The sequence below is a fragment of the Nonomuraea turcica genome, assembly GCF_030718205.1.
In the GTDB taxonomy this organism is placed as follows: domain Bacteria; phylum Actinomycetota; class Actinomycetes; order Streptosporangiales; family Streptosporangiaceae; genus Nonomuraea.
This window is the reverse complement of record NZ_JAUZQF010000002.1, coordinates 725,700-748,858: the sequence shown is the minus strand read 5'-3', so window position 1 is coordinate 748,858 and position 23,159 is coordinate 725,700. Positions and strand designations below refer to the sequence as shown.

Below are 23,159 nucleotides of genomic sequence, written 5' to 3'. Positions count from 1 at the left end.
ACCCGGACGTGGGCATCTGCCAGGTCAGCGCCGAGGACCCGCGCGGCCCGTGGAGCGAGCCGCACGTGGTCAAGCCCGGGCTCGGGCTGATCGACCCGTGCCCGTTGTGGGACGACGACGGGCAGGCCTACGTGGTGCACGGCTGGGCCAGGAGCCGCGCCGGGATCAACAACCGGCTCACCCTGCACCGCATGTCGCCCGACGCCCGCATCGTGCTGGACGACGGCACGCTGATCATCGACGCCGACCTGCTGCCGGGCTACCGCACGCTGGAAGGCCCCAAGCTGTACAAACGCGACGGCGTCTACTGGATCTTCGCGCCGGCCGGCGGCGTGGAGAACGGCTGGCAGTCGGTGTTCCGCGCCGAGTCGGTCTTCGGCCCGTACGAGGACCGCATCGTGCTGCGGCAGGGCGGCACTGACGTCAACGGCCCGCACCAGGGCGGCTGGGTGGACACCCCGTCGGGCGAGCACTGGTTCATGCACTTCCAGGACCGCGGCCCCTACGGCCGGGTCGTGCACCTGCAGCCCATGACGTGGAACGGCGGCTGGCCGGTCATGGGCGCCGACGGCGAGCCGGTCCCCGGCGGGCCGGTGCCCGTACCCGGCGGCGTGCCCGGCACGCCCGCCACCTCCGACGACTTCTCCGGACCTGGGCTGGGGCTGCAGTGGAGCTGGCAGGCCAACTCCGACCCGTCCTGGTGGGAGCTGCGCGACGGCCGGCTCATCCTGGCCTGCGTGCCCGGGCCGGACGACCTCAGGCAGCGCCCGTCCGTGCTCGGGCAGCGGCTGCCCGGCGATCCCTGCACGGTCACCACCACCCTCACCCTCGACGGCGAGGGCCGGGCGGGTCTGGCCGTCATCGGCGACACCGCCGCCTCCGTCGTGCTGGAGAGCACCCCGGACGGCGCCGTCCTGGTGTGCGGGGACGCCGAGCCCGTGCCCGTCAAGACGGGTGAGCCCGTCACCATCGGCGCACGGGTCGGCGAAGGGGCTCTCGTCACGTTCCTGGCCGACACCGGGGAAGGGCCGCGCAAGGTGGGCGAGCCCTTCCAGGCCACGCAGGGGCGGTGGGTCGGTGCGGTCATCGGCCTGTTCGCTGCGGGCGGCGGTGCCGGTCAGGCGATCTTCGACGCGTTCACCGTGGACATCGAAAGGTAGTAGTCAATGACACGACGTGTAACGGCCGCATCGGCCTCGGTGCTCCTGACCGTGGCCCTGCTGGCCGGATGCGGCTCGGACGCCGGCTCCGGCGGCCAGACCGAGATCACCTTCTGGGACACCAACGCCGGGCCGGCCCGCACGCCGATCTGGCAACACGCGATCGCCGAGTTCGAAAAGGCCAACCCGACCATCAAGGTCAAATACGTGGGCGTCCCCATCGCCCAGGCGCCCCAGAAGATCGACACAGCGATCGCCGGCGGCGGCACGCCGGACGTGGCCGACATCTCCACCTCCGGACTGGCCAACCTCGTTGCCCAGAAGGCGCTCGAACCGGTGGACGAGCGCATCGCCGCCAATCCGGCGCTGAACGGCAAGTTCAACGAGTCACTCCTGACCACCGTCAAGAACGTGGTCCCGGACGGGAAGGCGTACATCTTCCCGCTGTCCACGAACGCGGGCGCGTTCTGGTACCGCAAGGACTGGTTCAAGGAGGCCGGGCTGGAGCCGCCCAGGACCTGGTCGGAGTTCTTCACGGTGGTGGACAAGCTGACCAAGCCGAGCGAGAACCGGTTCGGCTTCACCATCCGCGGCGGCGCCGGCTCCATCGCCCAGATGCTGGAGGTCGTCTACGCCCAGTCCGGCATCACCGAGTTCTTCGACGCCGCGGGCAAGTCCACGATCAACGACCCGCGCAATGTGACGGCGCTGGAGAAGTACGCCGGTCTCTACAAGAAGAACACACCTGAGGCCGACCTGCAGAACGACTACGTCAAGATGGTCGCCCAGTTCGACACCGCCGGCAGCATCGCCGTCATGCAGCACAACCTGGGCTCCTACCAGGACCACATCAAGGCACTCGGCCCCGACAAGGTGGCCTCCTTCTCCGTGCCCAAGTCCGACTCCGGCACCCAGGCCGTGCTGTCCAATCCAGTCAGCGGCGTCGGCGTCTTCTCCGCCGGCAAGAACAAGGAGGCCGCGTTCAAGCTCGCCGAGTTCCTCGCCACCAAGGACATGGACGCCTACATCGCCGAGAAAAGCGGCGTCATCCCGGCCAACACCGACGTGCAGGGCAACCAGGCCCCGCACATCGCCGAGGCGCAGCGCGTGCTGAACGACCCGGCCACCAAGGTCCTGCAGATGCCCTACCACCTGCCGGAGTTCAACGAGATCACCAAGACCTGGGCCGAGCCGCTGTTCCAGAAGGTGCTGCTCGGCCAGCTCAGCGCCAAGGACTTCCTCGACCAGTTCGCGGCCAAGCTGACCGAGGCGCAGGCCGGATACAAGCAGAGGAACGGCTGATGGGGCCTGTGACCGCGGCCGTCCTGGCTGCCGTGACGGCGCTGAGCCCGATGCACTCGGGGGAGGCGAAGGACCTGGGGTGGCAGGTCCTGGCGCCCGACGACGGATGGGCCGCAGCCGAGGGCGGCACCAGCGGCGGCGCCGCGGCCCGCCACGCGGTGACCGTCCGCACCCGCGACGAGCTGGCGGCGGCCGTCGCAGGCGACGCCCCGAAGGTCGTCTACGTCGAGGGCGCCATCGACGCGGGCCCGCTGAGCTGTGCGGACTACGCGGTTCCCGAGTACGACCTGCAGTCCTACCTCGCCGCCTACCATCCTGCGCACTGGACGGGCCCCGCCTCGGGCCCCCTGGAGGAGGCCCGCAAGGCGTCGGCGGCCAACCAGCGGCGGCACGTGGTCATTCCCATCGGCTCCAACACCACGCTCGTCGGCCGTCCCGGTGCCTCGCTCGCCGGCCTGGCGCTGACCATCGAGCGGGCCGACAACGTGATCGTCAGGAACCTCGCGGTCCACGACGCCTTCGACTGCTTCCCCGGATGGAGCGGCGGCGACTGGAAGACCGAGTACGACAACATCTCGATCTCCGAGTCCCGGCACGTCTGGGTGGACCATGTGACACTCACCGACGGCGACCACCCGGACCAGGCGGAGCCGTACTACTTCGGCGCCCGCTTCCTGCACCACGACGGGCTGCTCGACGTCGTCAGGGGTAGCGACCTGGTCACGATCTCCTGGAGCCGGTTCTCCGGGCACGACAAGTCGCTCCTGTGGGGCAACACCGACAACCCGCGGTACGACGCGGGCAAGTTGCGGATCACGCTGCACCACAACGAGCTGAGCGCGCTCAACCAGCGGGCGCCGCGTGTGCGCCACGGGCAGGTGCACGTATATAACAACGCCTACGTGGTCCCGCCCGGCTCCGAGTACACCTACTCGTGGGGAGTCGGCGTTAACTCCGCCATCTACGCCCAGAACAACACCTTCCGCCTGCCCAGCGGAACGACCCCCGACAAGATCATCTACCGCTGGGGCGGAACCGCCATCCACGAGGAGGGCACGCTGGTGAACGGCAGACCGGTGAACGTATTGGCGGCGTACAACGCGGCGCACGACCCCGATCTCGGCGGTGACGTGGGCTGGAGCCCGCACCTGCACGGGCGCGTCGATCCCGGGCATGCCGTGCCCGGTCTGGTCCAGGCCCGCGCCGGAGCGGGGAAGCTCTCATGAGGCTCGTGATCGCCGCCCTCGCCGCGTTGGCGCTCCTGGTGCCCGCGTCCGCCCATGCCGAGACTGCGCCCCTTCATGCCGCGCGCGCCGAGCGGGCCGACGGGTTCGCCGGGCTGAACGCGCTCGGCGTGGACGGCACGACCGGCGGTGCGGCCGGCCCGACCGTGACCGTGGACAACCAGGCCGACCTGGAGCGGTACGCCACGGCGGCGGAGCCGTACGTCATCAAGGTCAGGGGCTCGATCACGATAGAGCCCTACGGCAAGGAGATCTCGGTCGCCTCCGACAAGAGCATCCTCGGCGAGGGCGCCGGGGCCGAGATCGTGCACGGCGGGTTCATCCTCGACCACGTGCATAACGTCATCATCCGCAACCTCACCATCCGCGACTCCTATGTGGCCGGCGACTGGGACGGCAAGAGCAAGGACTTCGACGGCATCCAGGTGGAGGGCGCCCACCACGTGTGGATCGATCACAACCACTTCACCAGGACCGGCGACGGTCTGCTCGACATCCGCAAGGACAGCGACTACGTCACCGTCTCCTGGAATGTCTTCAGTGACCACAACAAGGCCGTCGGCATCGGCTGGACCCCTAACGTGGTGACCAAGGTGACCCTGCACCACAACTGGTTCCGCGGCATCTACCAGCGCAACCCCAGCATCGACAACACCGAGGCCGCGCACCTGTACAACAACTACCTCCAGGACGCCGGCCTCTACGGGACGATGATCCGCGGCCGCGGCCGGATAGTTGTGGAGAACAGCTACTTCCAGTCGGTGCCCGACCCCATCGTCTCCAAGGACGCGACCTCGCAAGTGATGCAGCGGGGCAACGTGTTCAGCGGGACGCGGGGCCGTATCGACAACGCCGGCCCGGCGTTCGAGCCGTCCGCGTACTACACCTACACCCCCGACCCCGCCGAGCAGGTGCCCGCGCTCGTCACGCGCGGCGCCGGGCCGCTCGGCGGGCAGCGGCCGTACCCACGCGAGATCACCGTGGCGCTCGACGGCAGCGGCGACTTCGGCAGCGTCCAGACGGCGATCGGCGCGGCCCCGCGCGGCGCCGTGATCACCGTCAAGCCGGGCGTCTACCGGGAGATCGTCCGCGTCTGGCCGGGCCGCCGCGACCTCACCATCAAGGGCGCGACGGGCCGGGCCGAGGACGTGGTCATCACCTACAACCTGCCCGCCGGCGGCCAGAAGTTCTACGGCGGCACGTACGGCTCCGCCGACAGCCCCACCTTCAGCGTGCTCGGCAGCGACATCACGGTCGAGGACGTCACCCTGGAGAACGCCTACGACGAGTCGGTGGCTCCGAGCCAGGCGCTCGCCGTGCGGACTGTCGGCGACCGGATCGCCTTCGAGGGCACCAGGTTCCTCGGCAACCAGGACACCTACAAGGCCGACACCCCGCACAGGGATGTCGTCAGCCGCGCCTACCTGCGTGACTGCTACATCGAGGGGGACGTTGACTTCATCTACGGCAGGGGCACGGCCGTCTTCGACAACTGCGTGATCAAGTCGGTCGGTGCCGGCTACGTGACTGCGGCCAGCACCAGCGACTCCAACCAGCACGGCTTCCTCATCGTCGGCAGCCGGCTGGAGGGTCAGGTGGCGGACAAGTCGGTCTACCTGGGGCGGCCGTGGCACCCGGGCAACGACCCGAAGGCCATCGCCCAGGTCGTGGTCCGCGACTCCTGGTTGGGCGCCCACATCCACGACGCTCCCTGGACCGACATGGGCGGCTTCTCCTGGAAGGACGCCCGCTTCGCCGAATACCGCAACACCGGCCCGGGCGCGGCCGGCACGGCGGATCGGCCGCAGCTCACCGACGCGCAGGCGGCCGAGTACACCGTGGAGGGTTACCTGGGCAAGTGGCGGCCCTACGCGGAGCGGCAGCCGTAAGGTGACGCTGAGGCAAAGGGTGCCGGCTCGCGGGCCGAGCCGGCCCACTTTCGCTCACCAGCCCGCCAACTGCGCCACGAACCACTCCACCGGGGTCTTGGACACCGCGCCGTGCGGTGGAGCCCACTTGTCGCCCCGTGACCGCGCCATCGCTCTGATCCCCTCACGCCGGCGCCCGCATCAATGGGCGAGTTCCATCCTGAAGTCGCAGTTCACGGGGCTGGTGTGATCGTGTCTGGGCATGCTCGGCCTGGTGGAAGCTGCTGATCGTCGCGGGAGATCATCTGTCGCGGGCCGGGCCGGGGGTTCTTGCCGGTTTGGGCGCCGCTGACAGCATGACACCTCTACGATGCGTATCTGAACGATTATTTTCGGTAATCGGCGGAAGGGGTGAGATGTCACTGCTGGAACGGATCACCACACGCCGTGCGGAACTGGCCGACCAGGCACAACATCTGGCCAAGCAACTGGCCGAGATCGAGGGCGAACTGGAGCGGATGAGCGTGGCCGAGCAGGTCGTCACCCAGATGCTCGCCGCGGACGACCTGGCCGATCCCGAGCACGCCGCGGCCACTCAGGGCTTCATGATGATCCCGTACCGGCATCAGGCCGGCGGTCCCGACGACTACCAGCTGCTGCTGAAGGCGGTGGCCGACGCGGACCGGGCACGGATCTGCAAGGACATCTGCCGCGCAGCGGGCCTGAGCACCGAGCCGGGCCCGGTGGAGGGCATCCGGGCCAAGCTGAACCGGCTGGCCGAGCGGGGCTGGCTGCGCAAGACGGCGACCGGAAGCTTCACCCACATGTCCTGACCGCCAGATCCCCGCCGCGAGCACGGCGACAGGGCGACGACACGAATACCGCAGCTTTCGGCCCCTGACCGGCGGCGACATGTGGATCCCGAGCAAAGGCCCCCGGCAGGGATATCGCGGTGTGTGAACAAGACCAATGAGCCCGCCGAGGGCGACACTCATGCTGTCTACACCTACTGTCTGCCGCTGTCCACCAAAACTCTCACCTTCGTCACCGGCGTGCTGCGCGAGCATCTGAAGGCGATCGGCTCGCGCTGGCGCAAGCTCCCCGCAGGGAAGATCGCCATCATCGTGCTCGCCGTACTCCGCCATGACCAGCGCATCGCCGACATGGCCCGCAGCAACCACGTCTCACCCGGCACCGTCATGCGCTGGGTCCGCGAGGTCATCGCCCTGCTCGCGGCCCGCGCGCCGCGACTGGACCGCGCCCTGAAGAAGATCACGAAGGCGGGCGGAGAGGTCGTCCTGATCGACGGCACCCTGATCCGCACCGAACGCCGCACCAGAGCCGATGACCGCAAGAACTACCCAGGCAAACACAAGACCCACGGACTGCTGTTCCTCGCCCTGACCGATGTCGCGGGGAACCTGCTGCGGATCTCCGCCGCGTGCCCTGATCGCCAGTGAACGCACCCCGTCGAGCACGGCTTCGCCGACCTACAGTTATCCGCGGTTGTGCGGGGTCTGCTGGAGCGCGGCCCTCTCGTCGGGCCGCACGGTGTTGGAGTACTTTTAACGGTCGTCCGACATGTGCAGGACGGTCCCGGCTTTGTCCAGCGCCGCGACGACATCCTCCGGCGGAGCCATGTCGGTCACGAGGGCGTTCACACTGTCGAAGGAGCACAGCAGGACAGGGGCGGAAGTCGAGAACTTGGTCCCGTCGACCAGGAGCACCACCTCGTCGGCGATGTCCATGAGCGCCCGTTTCGTGGGGCGTTCGATGTCCGTGGCTACATACACGCCACGGGCGTCGACGGCGGCAGCGCCCATGAAGAACGTCCGCACCCGCAGGTTCCTGACGCCCTCGACGGTCATCGGGCCGACGAACGCCTGGCTGGCGGGGTAGAGGTCACCGCCGAGACCGACCGTGCGAACGCCGGGCCGGTGCAGCATGAGCTGGGTGACCGGGATGCTGTGCGTGACAATGCAGCCGCCGAAGCCGCGCGGTAACGCGGCCGCCAGTTCGTAGGCGGTCGTGCCCGCATCGACGGCGATGGCGTCGCCCGGCTTCACCAGGTCGGCGGCGCGCTGTCCGATGTTGCGCTTCGCGGCCGGGTTGGTGGCCACACGGCGGGTGAAGCCGGTCGTCCGTTCGACGGCCGCGAGCCGCACACCTCCGTGGACGATCTCCACCTCTCCGTCCGCCGCCAGCTTGCGCAGGTCCCTGCGGACGGTCATGTCGGAAACGCGAAGCTCCCTGGCGAGATCGCTGACCGAGACGAATCCCGCGGTGCGGACCTGCGCCTGCCGAAAATTCCATCCATGCAGGTCAAGCGGCATGTGAGTACTCGTGAAGGACGCCGCCGAGCCGGTCTCGTCGGCGTATGTTCAGGTCGGTGATTCGCTCTGGATCCTTGATCGGGTTCGGGACGGTACGCAGCGGGGCGGCTTGGGCCAGGGCTTGATGGGCTCGGTGCCAGTTGTAGAACAGTTCGTACTCGCGTAGGGCGTGCCGCAGGTGGTGTTCGTTCCAGATCAGGCAGCGGGTCCAGGAGTTCGTGGCGGCAGGACTGCACCCATCGCTCCATGATGGAATTCATGCGAGGCATCCGGATACCGGTGAGTACGGTCTGGATGCCTGCGTCGGCGAGGATGTTGTCCATGGGGGCGGGGAACTTCCCATCCCTGTCACGGATCGGAAAGCGTGCCCGGCAGCCCGCATCTTCCAGGTCCATAACGAGGTTCCTGATCGCCTGGATCACCCAGTCGGTGGTCGGGTGAGCGGTGGTGCCCAGTACGCGGATGCGCCTGGTGGCGTGCTCGATGACGGCCAGGATGTACTGGCGGTGCCCGTTCAAGGTGACGGTCTCGATGAAATCGCAGGCCAGCAGAGCGTGGGCTTGCGAGCGCAGGAAGTCGGCCCACGGGTGGATGCCCGCTGGGGTGCCGGATCAAGGCCTTCTGCTTGATGATCTCCCAGACGGTGGACGGCACGATCTTGATGCCGAGTGTGGCGAGCTCACCCTGCACCCGCCGATATCCCCAGCCAGGGTTCTCCCGAACCAGGCGCACATGTGGTCACCTACAGGCCATCCCCGCGCGGGGATGGCCCGGGAGCGCGTGATCGTCCCCGACGTTTACCTGCGGTCGGCCCCGCACGTGCGGTGATGGCCCGAAGGCTACAAGGTGACGACTATGTTCAAACCCATAAGCCATCTCCGTGGACGCTAGATGCTTATGCACCAGGCCGCTGCCCGGGCTCGGTCCGGCGACCACGAGCAGGCCATCGGCGACTACACCGCGGTCGTCACCGTCGACCCGAACGAGTCACGCGCCTATTTCGAGCGCGCTGCCCTCCACCGGCACCTCGGGCGCTTGACCGAGGCGCTGAACGACTACGACCAGGCCGCCCGGCTGGCCGCCGCCCTCCTCCGAGGTGGTCTGCAACCGCGGCAACGTCCGCGTGGACGTCAAAGAACTGGACGGGGGCGTCCAGGTCTCCGTCCTGGTCGGCCGGCGCATCGCGGGACGCTCCCGCCTCGGCCGGCCTGGAATCGGCTGCGACCGCGGCTGACAGGGCCGCCTTGGCGGCCGGAATGTCGTTGTCCTCGGCCAGGAGTCGGCCGCGCAGGCACAGCAGGTGGGGATCAGACGGCGCGAGCGTCAGGCCGGCCTCGACGTCGCGCCGGACGTAGACCCTGTCGCCCATGCCGCACAGGAGCCCGGCCCGGTTCACGTAGGCGTCGACGGCTCCATCCCCCGTGTGGATCTCCAAGGATCCCAGTACGTGAAATCTCATTATTTGCCCCCTCTTGTCGTGCTGGAGATCTAAGGTCTAAGGCGGCCCAGGGATGTCCGAAATAGCCCTCCGTGGGTCCAGGACAACGCGGCGAAGACTCCGGACAACAAGAGGTGAGTGCACATTGGGGCGGCCCGAGCAGCCGGTGGATCCGTTGGCCGGTCCCGTCGAAAGGCTCGCCTGGGAATTGCGCCGGCTCAGGGACGAGGCCGGGCGACCGAGCTACCGCGTACTCGCGGAGCGCGCGCATTTCTCGCGGAGCACCCTCGCCGAGGCGGCCACCGGGACGCGGCTGCCCACTCTTGAGGCGACACTGGCGTACGCCGTCGCCTGCGGTGGCGATCCCGCCGAATGGGAGCGGAAGTGGCAGCTGGTCGCGGCCGAACTCGAACGGTCGCAGCGCCGTTGCCCTTACCCCGGCCTGCTTCCGCTGGACGTCGACGCCGCCGACCTGTTCTTCGGCCGGGACGACCTTCTCGAGGTCCTGCTGAAGGCCGTGAAGCAGGGACCGCTGACGGTGGTCCGCGGGGCCACCGGCAGCGGCAAGTCCTCGTTGCTGCGGGCCGGGCTGGCCGCGCGGCTGACCGCCGACGGAACTACCGTCACGCTGCTCACTCCGGGTGCGCACCCGCTGTCCCGGTTGCACGCCTCCGACACTGACGGCGCCGACGTGATGATCATCGACCAGTTCGAGGAGACGTTCACGCTCTGCGCCGACGAGCCGGAACGCGCCGGCTTCCTCGACGCGCTGAGCGAGCTCGTCAGCGGTCAGGACGGCCCGGTGCTGGTGATCGGGATCCGCACCGACTTCTACGAGCGCTGCATGTCGCATCCCGGTCTGACCGCAGTTCTCCTCGACAGCGTTCACCTGCCGGTCGGGCCCATGTCCGAGCAGGAGATGCGCGCCATCATCACCGAACCTGCCGCCCGGGCGGGGCTGAGCGTGGACCCGGATCTGGTGGTCACCGTGGTGGCCGAGGCCGCCGAGCAGAAGGGGGCGCTCCCGATGGTCGCGCACGCGCTGCGCGAAACGTGGAGCAGGCAGCAGGGAGACACGCTGGCGCTGGCGGACTACCGGGCCGTGGGTGGCGTGTCCGGCGCGATCGCGCGGACCGCTGAGCACCTGTACGCCGATCTGGAAGCCGACCAGCGGCAGTTGCTCCGCGCCGTGCTGCTGCGGCTCGTCGCCCTGGGCTCGGGCAGCTCCGACACCCGCCGCGGTCTCGACCGGGACGAGCTCGCCGGCATCGGACCCGCTGGCGAGCTGGACGCGGTCCTCGACCGGCTCGCTGCCGCCAGGCTCATCGTCGTGGACCAGGACCTGGTCGACATCGCGCATGAAGCGCTCCTCACCGGCTGGCCCCGGCTGCGGGAATGGCTCACCGCAGACCGTGAGGCCCTTCTGCGGCACCAGCGGCTCACGTCTGACGCGGCCGAGTGGGACCGCAACGGGCGCGGCGAGGACTACCTGTACCGCGGCACTCGCCTCGCCCTCTGGGACGGCGAGGCGAGCTTCGTACCGCTGAACGAGCTGGAGCGAACCTTCCTGGCGGCCTGCCGCTCGAGCGCGGCCGAGCGCGACCGAGCCCGCCGCCGGACCCGTCTCGCCTTCGGCGGGCTGCCGGTCGCTGCCGTCGCGGTCATCGTGCTGGCCGCGCTCGTCCTGGTCCAGGTAGGCAACAGGGACGTCGAGCGCGACCGCGCCGCCTCGGTACGGCTGGCCGCCGAAGCACGCCGCCAGCTCCAGCAAGACCCGGAACTGGCGTTGCTGCTGGCGATCGAGGCGTACCAGGCGGAGCCCACTCCGGAGGCCGACCTCGTGCTCCGCCAGGCCAGTGCGGACTCCCGGCTGCGAGGCTCCACCCCGGTTGGCCTGCGCAGGGTCACAGGAACGACGGCCACTCTGGATGGCCGGAAGATCGCGATCTGGGGCGCCGGGTCGGGCCCGGCGGGCCTGGAGATCTGGAGCCTGGACGGTACCACGCCGCGCCGGGCCGGCCATGTGCTCCAGGCCGATCGGACGGACGGTATCCAGAGCGCCGCGTTCAGCGTAGACGGCCGGCAGCTGGTCACCGGAGGCTCCGGAGGAGAACTGGTGCTGTGGGACCTGGCGTCAAGCGATCCGCCCGTGGTTCTGGGGACCGTTGACGGTGGCGTCCACGGCGTCAGCGTCAGCCGGGACGGTAGGGTGGCGAGCGCGCACAGCGACGGCGTGCGCATCTGGAAGCTGGGGCGCTCCGAGCCCGTCAAGCTCAGTGTCCCCGGCCGCGCGGTCAGGAGCGTCTCGTTCAGCCCCAGCGGCCGGCTGCTCGCCACCGGGGGCAACGGATCGCCGCTGCGACTGTGGGACATGACCCGGGACCGGCCCGTTCTGCAGCGCGCGGCCGCGAGCGGCGAGCCGGAGCAGGTGGCCGTCAGCCCGCGCGGACCATGGGTCGCGACCGTCGAAGGCGACGTTCCCCGTGTCTGGGACGCGACGGAGGCGCCGGCTGGCGACTGGATCCCGCAGATCGAGCTGGCCGGCCACGCCCCGAAGCTGAACGGCCTGGTGTTCACAGCGGCCGGGGATCGCATGGCGACCTACGGCGCCGACGGCGTGATCCGCGTCTGGACGACGGGCAGCGACGCCGACCCGCTGGTGTTGCGCAGCCCGAAGGGGAACCCCCGCGGGGCGGCGTTCACCCCGGACGGGAAGTCATTGGTCAGCGTCGAGGCGGACGGCTCCCTGCGGACGTGGGACGTCACGGCGGGCGACCCGTCATCGAGCGAGGGCAGGCCAGTGGCGCTCAGCGCTGACACGAGCACGGTGGCGGTCAGCGCGGGGCCGGATTCACTCATCAGCCCGCAGGACGTCCGCATCAAGATATGGCGCGACACGACCCCGGCCGAGGTGCGCGGCCCGCGTGATGCCGGCTACCTCGTCGCGCTGAGCCCGGACGGCCGGCGGATGGCGGGCATCGGCCGGGCCGGGACCCTGAGCCTGTGGGACCTCACCACCGCCGGCGCGCCAGTCACCACACCCGCGCCCTTCCGCGGCATCCCGGCCGGCCTAGCGTTCAGCGCCGACGGAAAGCGGATCGTGGCGGGCGCCTTCGACACCGAACCGCAGGTGTGGCAGATCTCCCCGTCCGGCGGGCTGACAGCGGTCACCGGCTGGCAGGCCCGGCCCACGGGCCGCGCCGACGGCGACGTGGCACTCAGCCCGGACGGCATGAAGCTGGCCGACGCCCGTGACGACCACACCGTCGTCGTGTGGGACCTGACCGACAAGAGCGAGCCGAAGATTCTTCGGGGCCATGTGGAGGACATCACGGGCCTCGCGTTCAGCCCAGACGGGCTGCGGCTGGCCGCCGCGGCCGCGGACGGCGCCATCCGGCTCTGGGACATCGGCGGCCAGGGCGAGCCCGCGGCCGTGTTGCACGGCGCCGAGAACACCGTCCGTAAGGTGAGGTTCAGCCCTGACGGCACCTGGCTGGTCACCAACGAACCCGCGGGCCACCTGCGGCTCTGGCGGGCGACAGGCGGCGGCGAACCGCTGGAGTTGACCGGCTGGGGCGCGACCGGCGGTCTCGCGGTGTTCAGCCCCGACGGTACGCGGATCGTCAGGGGGCTGAGCCCGCAGATCTTCCTCGGTCGCTCGCTGGCGACCGGTCTGGGCGGCAGCCTCGTCCGGACCCGCGCCTGCGAGGTGTGCGGCCCGGCCGGAACGGTGCTCGAACTGGCCAGATCGCGCCGTACCCGCGAGCTGACCGCGGAAGAACGCCGCAGCCATCTCGGCCCGAACTCCTGACCTGCACCGTTGCCCCGGGGCGTGGGAGTCCAGCGTGGCGGTCGTGGGCGAGCGCGCCGTCCGCTTCATCGACGGCCACCTGCCAGGTATACCGGGGGACGCATCCTGCGCCGAAGCTCGCAGTGGACAGCGTCCAGCATCACGGCCCGGGCGCCGTCGAGATCTTCAACGAGGTCGCTCCGAGCAGCTCCATGATCCGGCGGCCACGCGAAACCGCAGATAGAGGTGCTTGCGATCGGTGGGCGCCATGCGTCGACGGCGGCCAAGCGTGGTTCTGGCACCCATTCCGGTCGTCTACCGGGCGATCATCGATCTGATCAACGCGCTCCCGCGCTCAAGTGCTTGACGGGGTCGGGAGCTTGAGGGAGGTCCTGGGCGAGCAGGACCTCCAGCTCCTCCTCGGTGAGGAGATGGACATCACACAGAATCCGAGCCGACTGGTGCCAGCGCTGTCGCGCCTCGTCCTGCCGTCCAAGATCGTGCAGGGTGTCGCCGAGCCCCCACAGAGTACCGGCCTCCAGCGCGCGGGCACCGGCCTTGTGGTGGAGGTAGGCCGCCCTCCTGTATCCAGCCTCGGCCTCAACGAGCCTGCCGGCGCGTCGGTAGGCATCGGCCAGCGTGTCGGTCGCCGTTCCCTCGCCGTAGGGATTGTCGAACTCCGCCCAGATCTCCAGGCTTCGTCGGCTGGCGTCGATCGCGTCGTCCAGCCGGCCCATTCTGATCAGCACCGCGGCCCGGCCGTTGAGGATCATCGCTTGGTAGTCGCGCAGGCCACTGGCTGTCGCTGCCGCTGTCGCCTCGTCCTGGGTGGCAAGCGCGTCGTCGAACCGCCCCAGCTTGCCGTAGGTCGTGCCGAGATTGTGGAGGGTGCCCGCCTTACGCAGAGGCAGACCTGCTCGATCCCAGCACGCGAGGGCACGCTCGAACTGCTCGACCGCAGGCTCGAAGCGACCTTGGTTCTTGTGGATGAGGCCCAGATGGTTGTGCCCGCGGGCTTGGGCCGCCCAGTCGCCAGTCCGGGCGGCCACGTGCAAGGCGTGGTGATGGATCTCGGCCAGATCGGCGAGCCAGCCTCTGTGGCTGAAGGGTCTGTTGAGACTGGCGGCGAGGCCTTCCACTGTGCCGGGATCGTCGGTGCGGCTGGTGGCCTGCCGGGCGACGGCGATGAGGTTGTCGCGCTCCAGCTCGATCCAGTCGACTGCCTCCTGCGGTGTGTCCAGGCGAAGGCCCGGCTGGTCGGCGCGAAGGTTTCTGACGATGGGGGAGGTGGGATCGAGCAGAAGGCTGGCCGTTCTGGCTGTGGCGAGGTAGTGGTGCAACGCGCGGCGGGTGGCGGCCGCCCGATCGTTCTCCTGGATGATGTGGTCCGCTTGTTCGCGGGCGTAGAGGCGGACGAGGTCGTGCATCCGGTAGCGGCCCGGCCCCACCGATTCGAGCAGCCGGGCATCCAGGAGGCGGTCCAGCGCATCCGCCACCGTGCGCTCGGGCCGGTCAGCGAGAGCGGCGGTGGCTGCCGGGGTGTGGGTGGGCGTGTCGAGGAGGCCGAGCAGGGCGAACAGGTGGGCGGCGTCCTGGCCGGCGGGCTCCTCCTGGAGGTGATGGAGGCTGACGGCGATGCCGGCGCGGACGGCCAAGTCGGCATGCTCCAGCGTGTCCAGGCGGCGGGTGGCGTCGGCGAGCCTGTCCGCGAGGTAGGACAGCGTCCAGTCGGGGCGGGCGGCCAGACGTGCCGCCGCGATGCGAAGGGCGAGGGGCAGGCCCCCGCAGAGCCGGACGATCCGCTCGGCGGCCTCCGGCTCGGCGTGGACCCGGCCGGGGCCGGCGATCCGGGCCAGCAGCGTGGTGGAGGCGGACGGGTCGAGCCCGGGCAGGTTGAGATGGCTCGCCCCGTCGACCGAGGTGAGAACCTGTCGGCTCGTGATGACGACCGCGCACCCCGACCCGGCGGGAATGAGCGGGCGGATCTGGCGGGTGTCGAGGGCGTTGTCGAGGATGATCAGCACGTTCCGCGCCGAGGTGAGGGATCGGTAGAGGGCCGCGGCCTCGTCGACCGTGGTCGGTACGGCGGAGCCGTCCAGGCCGAGCGAGCGCAAAAGCCGGCCGAGCGCCTCGAGCCGCGACAGAGGCCGGAGGCCGTCGGTGGCGCCGTGCAGGTCGATGTAGAGAACGCCGTCGGCATAGCGGTCGGCGACGGCGTGCGCCAGGTGTACGGCCAGCGCGGATTTGCCGATCCCGCCGGGACCGCCGACGGCGACGATCGCCGGCGTGCCGGCCTCCGAGTCGCTGAGCGCCTTGTCGAGCCAGGCGAGCTCGACATCGCGGGCGGTGAAGGCGCGGGTGCCGGCGGGCAGCTCGGCCGGGGCGACGGCGCCGCCGAGCGTTACATCCTGCGCCGGAGCGGTCAGATCGAGGACGGGATCGCGAGCGAGCACCGCCCGCTGGAGCCGGCGCAGCGCGGCACCCGGCTCGATGCCGAGCTCCTGGATCATGACGCGGCGAGTGTCCTGGTAGACCGCGAGCGCTTCCGACGACCGTCCAGCGCGATACAGCGCCAGCACCAGCTGCGCATGCGGCCTCTCCCGCAGCGGGTGCGCCTCGATGTGGACGGTCAGATCCGGTATCACCGCGTGGTGATCACCCGCCGCCATCCGCAGATCGACGTGATCCTCCACAGCGGTGAGACGTTCCTCCGCCAGGCGGGTGGCCTCGATCTGGGCCCACTCCGCCGACATGCCCGCCAGGGCCTCTCCCCGCCACAAGGCCAGAGCCTGCTGGAACAACCTGTCCGCCGTAACGATCTCCCCCCTGGCCCGGCCGGCACGCGCTTCGCGCACCAGCCGCATGAACAGGTGAGCATCGACGTGATCAGGTGGCACGTCCAGGCAGTATCCACCCGGCGCGGTCACGATGACCTCGTCGAGCGCCCGGGGCGCAAGGAACTCGCGAAGCTTCGACACCACGATGTGGAGCTGCTTCGGCGCCGTCGACGCCCGGCTCTCCCCCCACACATCGGTGAGGAGCTGGTCAGTGGTGACCACCCGGCCGGCGCTCAACGCCAGCCGGGCCAGCAGACCGATCCGCCGGCTGCCGGTCAGCGGCAGCACGTCGCCGCCTGCCGTCAGCTCCCACGGGCCCAAGATCTTGATCCCCAGTCCCATCGCACAACCCTCCGTAGGCAGGACCAGCGTTTCATCGGTCATGACCGTTACCTGTTGGAGGGCCTCCTCCGCGATCTCCTGAGCGGCAGGTGACGAACCTACCGGAACACACCGCGTGTTGGCACGCTGTCGCCGTGTCGTTGCGTGCGCGGCGCCGGAACGCTCTGCGAGCGCCTCCGCGAGGAAGACCTCGCCATCGCCCAGCGCACCCCGGGGCTGCGCGCCGAGGACCGGCCGGCCGGTGATCAGGAACTCAGCGACGATGTTCAGGAAGAACAGCGACTCACCCAGCGGCGGATCTTCCGCGAGCAGCAGGAGGAAGCCCGCCCCCGGCTGCGCCCCTGCTCCGCGACGCCTACGAGCGGGGAGCGACAAGCGACTGGAGTGATCTACTGCGCCGTCCCCAGGAGCCAGAACTCGACTTGAAGGCGACGAGGGGCTCCTCGAAGCGGCGACGCCGGAGACGTACCTGGCCGTCGGCCGCTACGCCCTGCCCCCAGTTCGCGCCTAGCTGTTAGGGCTCGCATTCGATCAGGGGTGACCTCGGGTCAAGTGTCCGGAGTACGGGGCGCTCCGGGGTGAGGCGGTCGGCGCTGCCGGGATGAGTCCCGACCGGGCACACCAGGGGCCGTTGTTGTGCGGGGCGAGTGCTACGGCGGGGAGGCCCGCGGGCTGCGCGTCTGGGATGCGCATCTGATCACCCAGCCGAGGCCAGCGCTCGGCGAGCGGCTTCAACGGCGAACCGGGCCGGGTCGAACTCCTGCGCGCTCTCCAGACCGGCCCAGCGGACATATTCGTCGTGCTCGTCGTGCTCGGGATCGGTCAGCACCAGACGGAAGTATGCGTAGCCTCCGATGCCGCCGACGTCCTCTGGCGGGCAAGCGCCCACCCCGTCCACCAGCACCGGGTAACGGACCCCTTCCTCCGCGGTGAGGATCTCCTCCAGCACGATGTCATGCCGCCAGCTGTCACCCAGGTCATACTCGTACTCCATGGCTGCCCCGACCTGTGCGAGCACCTCCGCCAGCGAGGTCTTCTTCTCGTCCACAACGTCCAGATCCCACTCGGGTGACGGTTCGCCGTACAGGACACCGCCCACTGTGAACAGGTGGAGATGACGACCCTCCCAGCCCATCGCCGCGACCAGGATGTCGTGCAGCCTGTCGATCGTGATCCCGGGTGAGACGAGCAGGCGCCGCCAGATCACCGGATGCGCACTCTCCTGGAGCGTCACCCGGATCTGGTAGATCGGCTCTCCCGGTGCGGCCTCACCCAGCCTGCGCCGTACGGCGTTCGCCGCCCGCGGGGTCAGTGTCGCCGTCTCCTCCGTGAGCTCCACCGCGCCCAGCCGGACCAGGACGGCCAGCAGTCGATCGAGGTCCTGGTCGGCCATCCGCCGCTGCGCTTGCGGGTCGCGCATCTCGTAGTACGGCGACGCGATCTTCCAGGCCAGCTCCCGCAGATCCGCAATGGGCACCGGCCGGCCGTACAACGTACGCAGCAGTGCCGGCCAGATGAGCGTGAACTCCTCGCCGACCAGCGACGTGTACCAGTAGTTGTTGGGGAAGAGCGCCTCGCTCATCTTCCCCACCGCCGTGAACGCCGCCTCCCACAACCGCTCCGAGTCCTTCAGCAGTGGCGCCGCCTTCTTCACCGGGAGCAGCCGCCCCTTGACCACTCGGACCAGCCCGGCCGCCTTGGCCCATTCCACGATCAGGTTCAATCCGGGCAGTTCGGTGCTGCTCTTCGTCCGGAACACCCGGTCGCCGATCTTCGGGTCGATCTCGTCGCCGGTTTCCAGCAGCGCCACCAGCGCTCGCGCGTCCGACAGCGTCAGTTTCCCCGTCTGGGTCAGCCTCCGGCCTGCGCCCACCCATTCGGTGAACGCCCGCAACTCCTCCTGCATAGCGTTCAGAGTATGGCGCAGCGTTCGGCCTCAGCCGTCCGCATCGCGCGAACGAGTCCTTCAGGCCGGCCAGCCCTTCAGGAGTTCAGCCTTCAGGGGCCATGAGGCACCGTAGGATCGGGTGCCGTGGCGAAGAAGCGTAGAGCGAAGGCAAACCCCACGCGGGGAGTCAGCGGTCATCCTGCCCGGCGCGCGCTGCAGCTCGCTGCCCGTCAGCCCTCGTCCGACCCTCGTGCTGTGCTGTTTGAGTCGCTGATGGGGACCGCTGGGGATCAGTGGTGGCCGGACTCCCAGGATGCGATCATCGAGCGTCTCGCTGACCTGCCCGCCTACTCGCCCCTACGGCTGGAGAACGCCGTCGTCGACCTGGTCGGCGAGGAGATGTGGACGCGCACACAGACCGAGACCATGGGTTTCCACTGGGACCAGTACCTGGCCTCTCTGGCTGACCTCGTCCGCGACGAGATCCAGATCGCCGCGCGCACCGGCGGGCAGATAGATGACCTGTGGCGGATGCTGTACGGGCTCGCGGCGATGACCCCGCCGTCCAGTGGGGAGATGCTGCGCCGCGACCTCGACCTCGCCATCCGCGAAGCCATCAAGGACACCACGACGGCCTTGGCCAAAGCCGGCATCGCTCCGGGGTGGCCGAGTGAGATTCTCCGGGCCACTCCGGCCGGAGAGCCACTGCTGCTGTCCGACGCGTACGGCTCGCGGTACGCGTTCCTCGCCCCCTTCGCTTGGGGCGAGGAGGACCCGCACTGGTACTGCTGGGACATCGACCGCTGCACCGGAGACCGGGTCGTACACGCTGCCGTCTTCGCCTCACCGGAGGAAGCGCTCGCCGAGTGGCGAGCCGCCGTGGGGACGCACGCGGCATCTGCCTCCACCCAACCGGCCCCGTGCGACCAAGCCACCGCCCGCGACCTGCTGGATCCGCTGTGCCGTTCTGACCTCCTGGGCGCCCTGCTGCTCGGCAGCGAGTCGCAACAACTCATCGCCGAGCGATACCGCCTGCGCCAGCGCGCCCGCGCCCTCTGCGAGTCGTTCACCGTCGCTCCCGAGCCCAAGCCCAAGCAGGACCTCAACCCGATCATCGACGACTTCGCCGCCTGGCTACGCGATCGAGATGACCACAGACCCGAACGAGAAGACATCGCCACGCTCGCCGACACCTGGTCCCGCGTCTGCGGAGCGGGCTACTATGCCTGCTCCCCGCATCGGATCGAGCACACCGTGATCCTCGTCTCAGACGGGTACATCAAAAAGTACGCCGAGGCCATACTCGATCTGCTACCCCAGTGGGTCGAATGGTGCATCGAACGCACCGGCCTGACCGGCGAACTGGCAGAGCGATCCCGCCAAACAGCCGCGAACAACCGGTGGGACGGATCCGACAGCATGGACCTGCGCCGCACCGAATAAACCCCGGATGTCCGGGCTGCGCACCACGCTGGAAGCGTCGGTCTCAGCTTCCTCGACACGGGCAGCATCAAGCAGTGGTACACCGAACCCGCCGCCGAACGCCGCAAGCTTGTAGTGAGAAGCAGGGACTGCTCCCTTATCTGTCAGCACGCGCTCTACGGGCGTCGGGTCTTCAGCATCCACGACGACCACCTGTTCGGGGAGAAGTTTGATCTCTTCTCCGACCAGCGGACGCCGCCGACCGAGGATTGATCTTGCGTCAAGCGATCATGCCCACCGTTTCGCCTTTGGCGACTGCGGTGGGCATGATGCTCTCCGGGAGCGCTGCTCGGTAGCGGCATGTGGTTACGTGGAGACGCGGCGGCGTTAGGGCCAATCCAATTTACGTGCGGAGGGCATCCATCGCGGCGACGATGAGGCTCCGTGCTTGGAGGAAAGGCGGCCATGACCGGAACCTGTACCTTTTGCGGCATCGTTGCTGGAGAGATCCCCGCGGAGATCGTCTACCGCGACGAGCACGTGGTCGCCTTCCTCGATATCTCGCAGGCGACTCGCGGTCACACCCTAGTTGTCCCCCGCGAGCACTGTCGCGACCTGACCGACATCGGCCCGGACCGTGCGGGTCTGCTGATGCGGGGTGCTGTGCACACCGCCGACCTGCTGCGGCGCGCGCTGGAACCGGGCGGGATGAACATCTGGCACGCCACCGGCCCTACGGCCTGGCAGACCGTGTTCCACTTCCACCTGCACCTGCTGCCCCGCTACACCCCGGAGGATCTCAGGCAGGCATGGACGCATCGGGAGCTGCCGCTGTCGTCGCTGTCGCCACTCGCCGATCACATCAGGAGCGCCGCGGCGCCCTGAGAGCAGCGTCACTCCGGCGTGGGGAGCGCGGGATCCATTTCGGGGAGCCGTGATGCAATGATCGACTTCTAATCCGGCGGTCGCAGGTTCGAATCCCCTATGCGCGGGCCCTCTATGCGCGGGCCGCTCGAATATTGAGTTACGTGCCCTGAGCTGCGGTTAAGCGGCGTGGCGGTATTCGCTGATCATGCCTGCAAGGACGGGTTTTCGGCGGAAGCTCGCGGGTCGTTGAGGTCGGTCCCGTCGCGGGTGGGCTGCATCGTGGTGTCCGGGCGCCGCTGCTGCCGGGACTGGTGCGGCCAGTGCCCGTTGTAGTGGATCACGTATTCGTGGAGCACGCGGGCCAGGTGGCGTTCGCCGAGGATCTGGATTCCGTCCATGAGTTCGCGGCGCAGGGTGCCGATGATCCGCTCGCAGATGGCGTTCATCCTCGGCGTCCGTGGCAGCGTTGTGATGATCCGCAGCCCTTGGGCGAGCACCTCGGCCTCACCAACCGGTAGATCAGCGACAACAACACCTCGTAGTGGTCGCAGCCGCCGCGCTGGTCATGCGGCAAAGGCCCAGTTCACAGCACGAAATCGAGTTTTCGAGCAGGACAGGCGCATTTCGGCACCCACAAGCCGGCGTCCCCAGGGACGAGGTCAAGGCTGCCGCTCAAGCTTGATTGACTCTCGCCCCTTATGATACGAATTGCGCAAATATCGGCCTGGTCCGAAATGGAAGGCACCCCATGCCGTTCAACGCAGTCGTCGCGGCCGTCGTGGCCGCCGTCCTGACGACCGGCGCACCGGCGCCGGTCGTCGAGGACCTGGGGCCCGCGTCGTCGGTCACCTCGATCAATGGGTCGGAGTTCGTCGGCGACAAGCTCTACGTCGCCACCGGCGGTATCAAACCGACCAGGATCGGCGCCTACGACCCCGCGCAGCGCAAGGTCACCTCTATCACCGAGCTGCCCTCGGGCGATGGTGCCTGGGCCACCGCCGTCGTCGGCACCGACCTCTACGTCGGCACGTACACGCCCGGCGACATCCACAAGGTGGACACCACCACCGGGACGGCCACGAAGGTCGCCGACGTCAAGCCGGACAACTTCGTCTGGTCCATGGCCGCTTCCGGCGACGGCAAGCTCTACGCGGGCACCTACCCGGGCGGCAGGGTCGTCGAATACGACACCGCCACCGGCCAGACCCGCGATTTCGGCCAGGCGGCCTCCGGCGAGCAGTACGTTCGCAGCATCGCGGTCGACGACACCACGATCTACGCCGGGGTCGGCGCGCACGCGCATCTGATCGCCATCGACCGGGCCACCGGAGCCAAGCGCGAGATCCTCCCGCCCGAGCTGGCCGACCGCACTTTCGTCGCCACGCTCACCTCGAAGCAGGGGCTGCTCGCGGCCGGCCTGTCGGCGACCGGTGACATGCTGCTCATGGACACGGAAGACCCGTCGAAGTACACGCTGGTCGACGCGCCAGGGGACTCCTACGTGACCGCCATCGAGATCGACCCGGCCAACAATGACGTCTACTTCGGTACGCGTCCCTCGGGCACGCTCTACCGCTACGACCGCGACACCGCCGAGCTGGAGAAGCTGGTCGTGCCGTACGACGGGGCGTATTTCAACCGGATCTTCCTGCGCGGCGGCAAGGTCGTCGCGGTGCTCACCAGCCAGGTCGTCGAATACGACCCGGCCACTAAGGAGCTGACCGGCGTCGACCTCACCCAGGCCGGCATGCCGCCCGCGCCGGAACTCGCCATGGCCATCACGGCGACCGAGGATCAGGTACTCGTCAGCGGCAAGGCCGGGGTCCAGGTGCACGATCTGGCCACCGGCACGAGCACGCGCACCTTCCTGCCAGGCGAGGCCAAGGTGATGACCCCGATCGGCGACCAGGTCTACCTGTCCGTCTATACCCTCGCGTACCTGTTCAGCATGCGGCCTGACGGCTCCGGCCTGCAGCGCCTCACCCGCGTCGGCGCCGACCAGAACCGCCCGCTGGCCGCGCACTACGACGAGCGCACCCGCCGCCTGCTGGTCGGCACCCAGCCGGAGTACGGCCTGCACGGTGGCGCCCTGGCCCTCTACGACCCGCGCAAGAACGCCGTCGAGGCCTTCCGCGACGTCGTCGAGAACCAGTCGATCAGCGCGATCACCAGCTTGCTCGGCACCGCTTACGTGGGCAGTGAGATCTACGGCGGCCTCGGCACTACTCCGATCGAGCCCGAGGCCAAGCTCGCCGCCTTCGACCTGGGCACCAAGCAGGTCCGGTGGAGCCTGGTCCCCGTGCCAGGAGCCAAGCGGATCAGCGCGCTGACCGAGCAGCGCGGCAAGCTGTACGGGATCGCCTCCACCGGAGTCATCTTCGAGTTCGACCCCTGGCGCCAGAAGGTCACCAGGACCGTCCCGGTGCCGGTGACAGGTGGGGGTAGCGGCTCGCTGGTCGAGGCCGGCGGCAAGATCTACGGCACCGACGGCAACCAGGTCTACCGCCTGGACACCAGGACCATGACCGTTTCCACGGTCGTGTCCGGACTAGCCGCCCAGGCGTACGGCACGCAGCCGCTGCTGGCGGCCTCGCCTGACGGCAGCAGCCTTTACGCGCTCAAGGCACGCAACCTCGTTCGGATCAAGCTCTAGGACGCTGGTTTTAAG

At 69.1% G+C, this 23,159-nt stretch carries 15 protein-coding genes; 11 read left to right on the top strand and 4 right to left on the bottom strand.

What is annotated here, in order from left to right:
• The 6 genes from Q9G87_RS08825 to Q9G87_RS08800 all read left to right on the top strand — a co-directional run.
• A partial coding sequence (locus tag Q9G87_RS08825) for a family 43 glycosylhydrolase (RefSeq protein ID WP_305915716.1) occupies window positions 1-1,160 on the top strand: 1,160 nt, incomplete at its 5' end.
• Between the two features lie 6 nt (window positions 1,161-1,166).
• A complete protein-coding gene (locus Q9G87_RS08820) occupies window positions 1,167-2,462 on the top strand; it encodes an ABC transporter substrate-binding protein (RefSeq protein ID WP_305915715.1) in 1,296 nt (431 codons plus the stop codon).
• The gene (locus Q9G87_RS08815; RefSeq protein ID WP_305915714.1) at window positions 2,462-3,688 is read left to right on the top strand and encodes a pectate lyase family protein; all 1,227 of its coding nucleotides are present in this window, start codon (window positions 2,462-2,464) and stop codon (window positions 3,686-3,688) included. Before Q9G87_RS08820 ends, Q9G87_RS08815 begins: the two co-directional genes overlap by 1 nt.
• Window positions 3,685-5,595 (top strand): pectinesterase family protein, encoded by a 1,911-nt coding sequence (locus Q9G87_RS08810; RefSeq protein ID WP_305915713.1) that lies wholly within the window; start codon window positions 3,685-3,687, stop codon window positions 5,593-5,595. Before Q9G87_RS08815 ends, Q9G87_RS08810 begins: the two co-directional genes overlap by 4 nt.
• A gap of 395 nt (window positions 5,596-5,990) precedes the next feature.
• Window positions 5,991-6,407 (top strand): hypothetical protein, encoded by a 417-nt coding sequence (locus Q9G87_RS08805; protein ID WP_305915712.1) that lies wholly within the window; start codon window positions 5,991-5,993, stop codon window positions 6,405-6,407.
• A gap of 123 nt (window positions 6,408-6,530) precedes the next feature.
• Window positions 6,531-7,034 carry a hypothetical protein gene (locus Q9G87_RS08800; protein WP_305915711.1) on the top strand — a complete coding sequence of 168 codons (504 nt, stop codon included), beginning with the start codon at window positions 6,531-6,533 and terminating at the stop codon, window positions 7,032-7,034.
• Between the two features lie 105 nt (window positions 7,035-7,139).
• Here the strand turns inward: Q9G87_RS08800 and Q9G87_RS08795 are convergent, their stop codons facing one another.
• The gene (locus Q9G87_RS08795; protein WP_305915710.1) at window positions 7,140-7,907 is read right to left on the bottom strand and encodes a DeoR/GlpR family DNA-binding transcription regulator; all 768 of its coding nucleotides are present in this window, start codon (window positions 7,905-7,907) and stop codon (window positions 7,140-7,142) included.
• Window positions 7,908-9,490: 1,583 nt separating this feature from the next.
• On the opposite strand from Q9G87_RS08795, the gene Q9G87_RS08790 reads away from it, so the two are divergent.
• Entirely contained in the window at window positions 9,491-13,156 is a 3,666-nt protein-coding gene (locus Q9G87_RS08790; RefSeq protein WP_305915709.1) for an nSTAND1 domain-containing NTPase, read from the top strand.
• Between the two features lie 317 nt (window positions 13,157-13,473).
• On the opposite strand, the gene Q9G87_RS08785 is transcribed toward Q9G87_RS08790, so the two are convergent.
• Window positions 13,474-16,356 (bottom strand): AfsR/SARP family transcriptional regulator, encoded by a 2,883-nt coding sequence (locus Q9G87_RS08785; protein WP_305915708.1) that lies wholly within the window; start codon window positions 16,354-16,356, stop codon window positions 13,474-13,476.
• A gap of 102 nt (window positions 16,357-16,458) precedes the next feature.
• Here Q9G87_RS08785 and Q9G87_RS08780 point away from each other — a divergent pair, with 102 nt between their 5' ends.
• The gene (locus Q9G87_RS08780; protein WP_305915707.1) at window positions 16,459-16,740 is read left to right on the top strand and encodes a hypothetical protein; all 282 of its coding nucleotides are present in this window, start codon (window positions 16,459-16,461) and stop codon (window positions 16,738-16,740) included.
• Window positions 16,741-17,011: 271 nt separating this feature from the next.
• On the opposite strand, the gene Q9G87_RS08775 is transcribed toward Q9G87_RS08780, so the two are convergent.
• Complete coding sequence (locus tag Q9G87_RS08775; RefSeq protein WP_305915706.1) at window positions 17,012-18,220, bottom strand: plasmid pRiA4b ORF-3 family protein; 1,209 nt, start codon at window positions 18,218-18,220, stop codon at window positions 17,012-17,014.
• Window positions 18,221-18,457: 237 nt separating this feature from the next.
• On the opposite strand from Q9G87_RS08775, the gene Q9G87_RS08770 reads away from it, so the two are divergent.
• Window positions 18,458-19,645, top strand: a complete 1,188-nt coding sequence (locus Q9G87_RS08770) for a hypothetical protein (protein WP_305915705.1) — start codon at window positions 18,458-18,460, stop codon at window positions 19,643-19,645.
• 444 nt (window positions 19,646-20,089) lie between these two features.
• Window positions 20,090-20,509, top strand: a complete 420-nt coding sequence (locus Q9G87_RS08765; RefSeq protein WP_305915704.1) for an HIT family protein — start codon at window positions 20,090-20,092, stop codon at window positions 20,507-20,509.
• A gap of 185 nt (window positions 20,510-20,694) precedes the next feature.
• Here the strand turns inward: Q9G87_RS08765 and Q9G87_RS08760 are convergent, their stop codons facing one another.
• Window positions 20,695-20,988 (bottom strand): integrase core domain-containing protein, encoded by a 294-nt coding sequence (locus tag Q9G87_RS08760; RefSeq protein ID WP_305915703.1) that lies wholly within the window; start codon window positions 20,986-20,988, stop codon window positions 20,695-20,697.
• Between the two features lie 251 nt (window positions 20,989-21,239).
• Here Q9G87_RS08760 and Q9G87_RS08755 point away from each other — a divergent pair, with 251 nt between their 5' ends.
• Complete coding sequence (locus Q9G87_RS08755) at window positions 21,240-23,144, top strand: ligand-binding sensor domain-containing protein (RefSeq protein WP_305915702.1); 1,905 nt, start codon at window positions 21,240-21,242, stop codon at window positions 23,142-23,144.
• The last annotated feature ends 15 nt before the right edge of the window (window positions 23,145-23,159 follow it).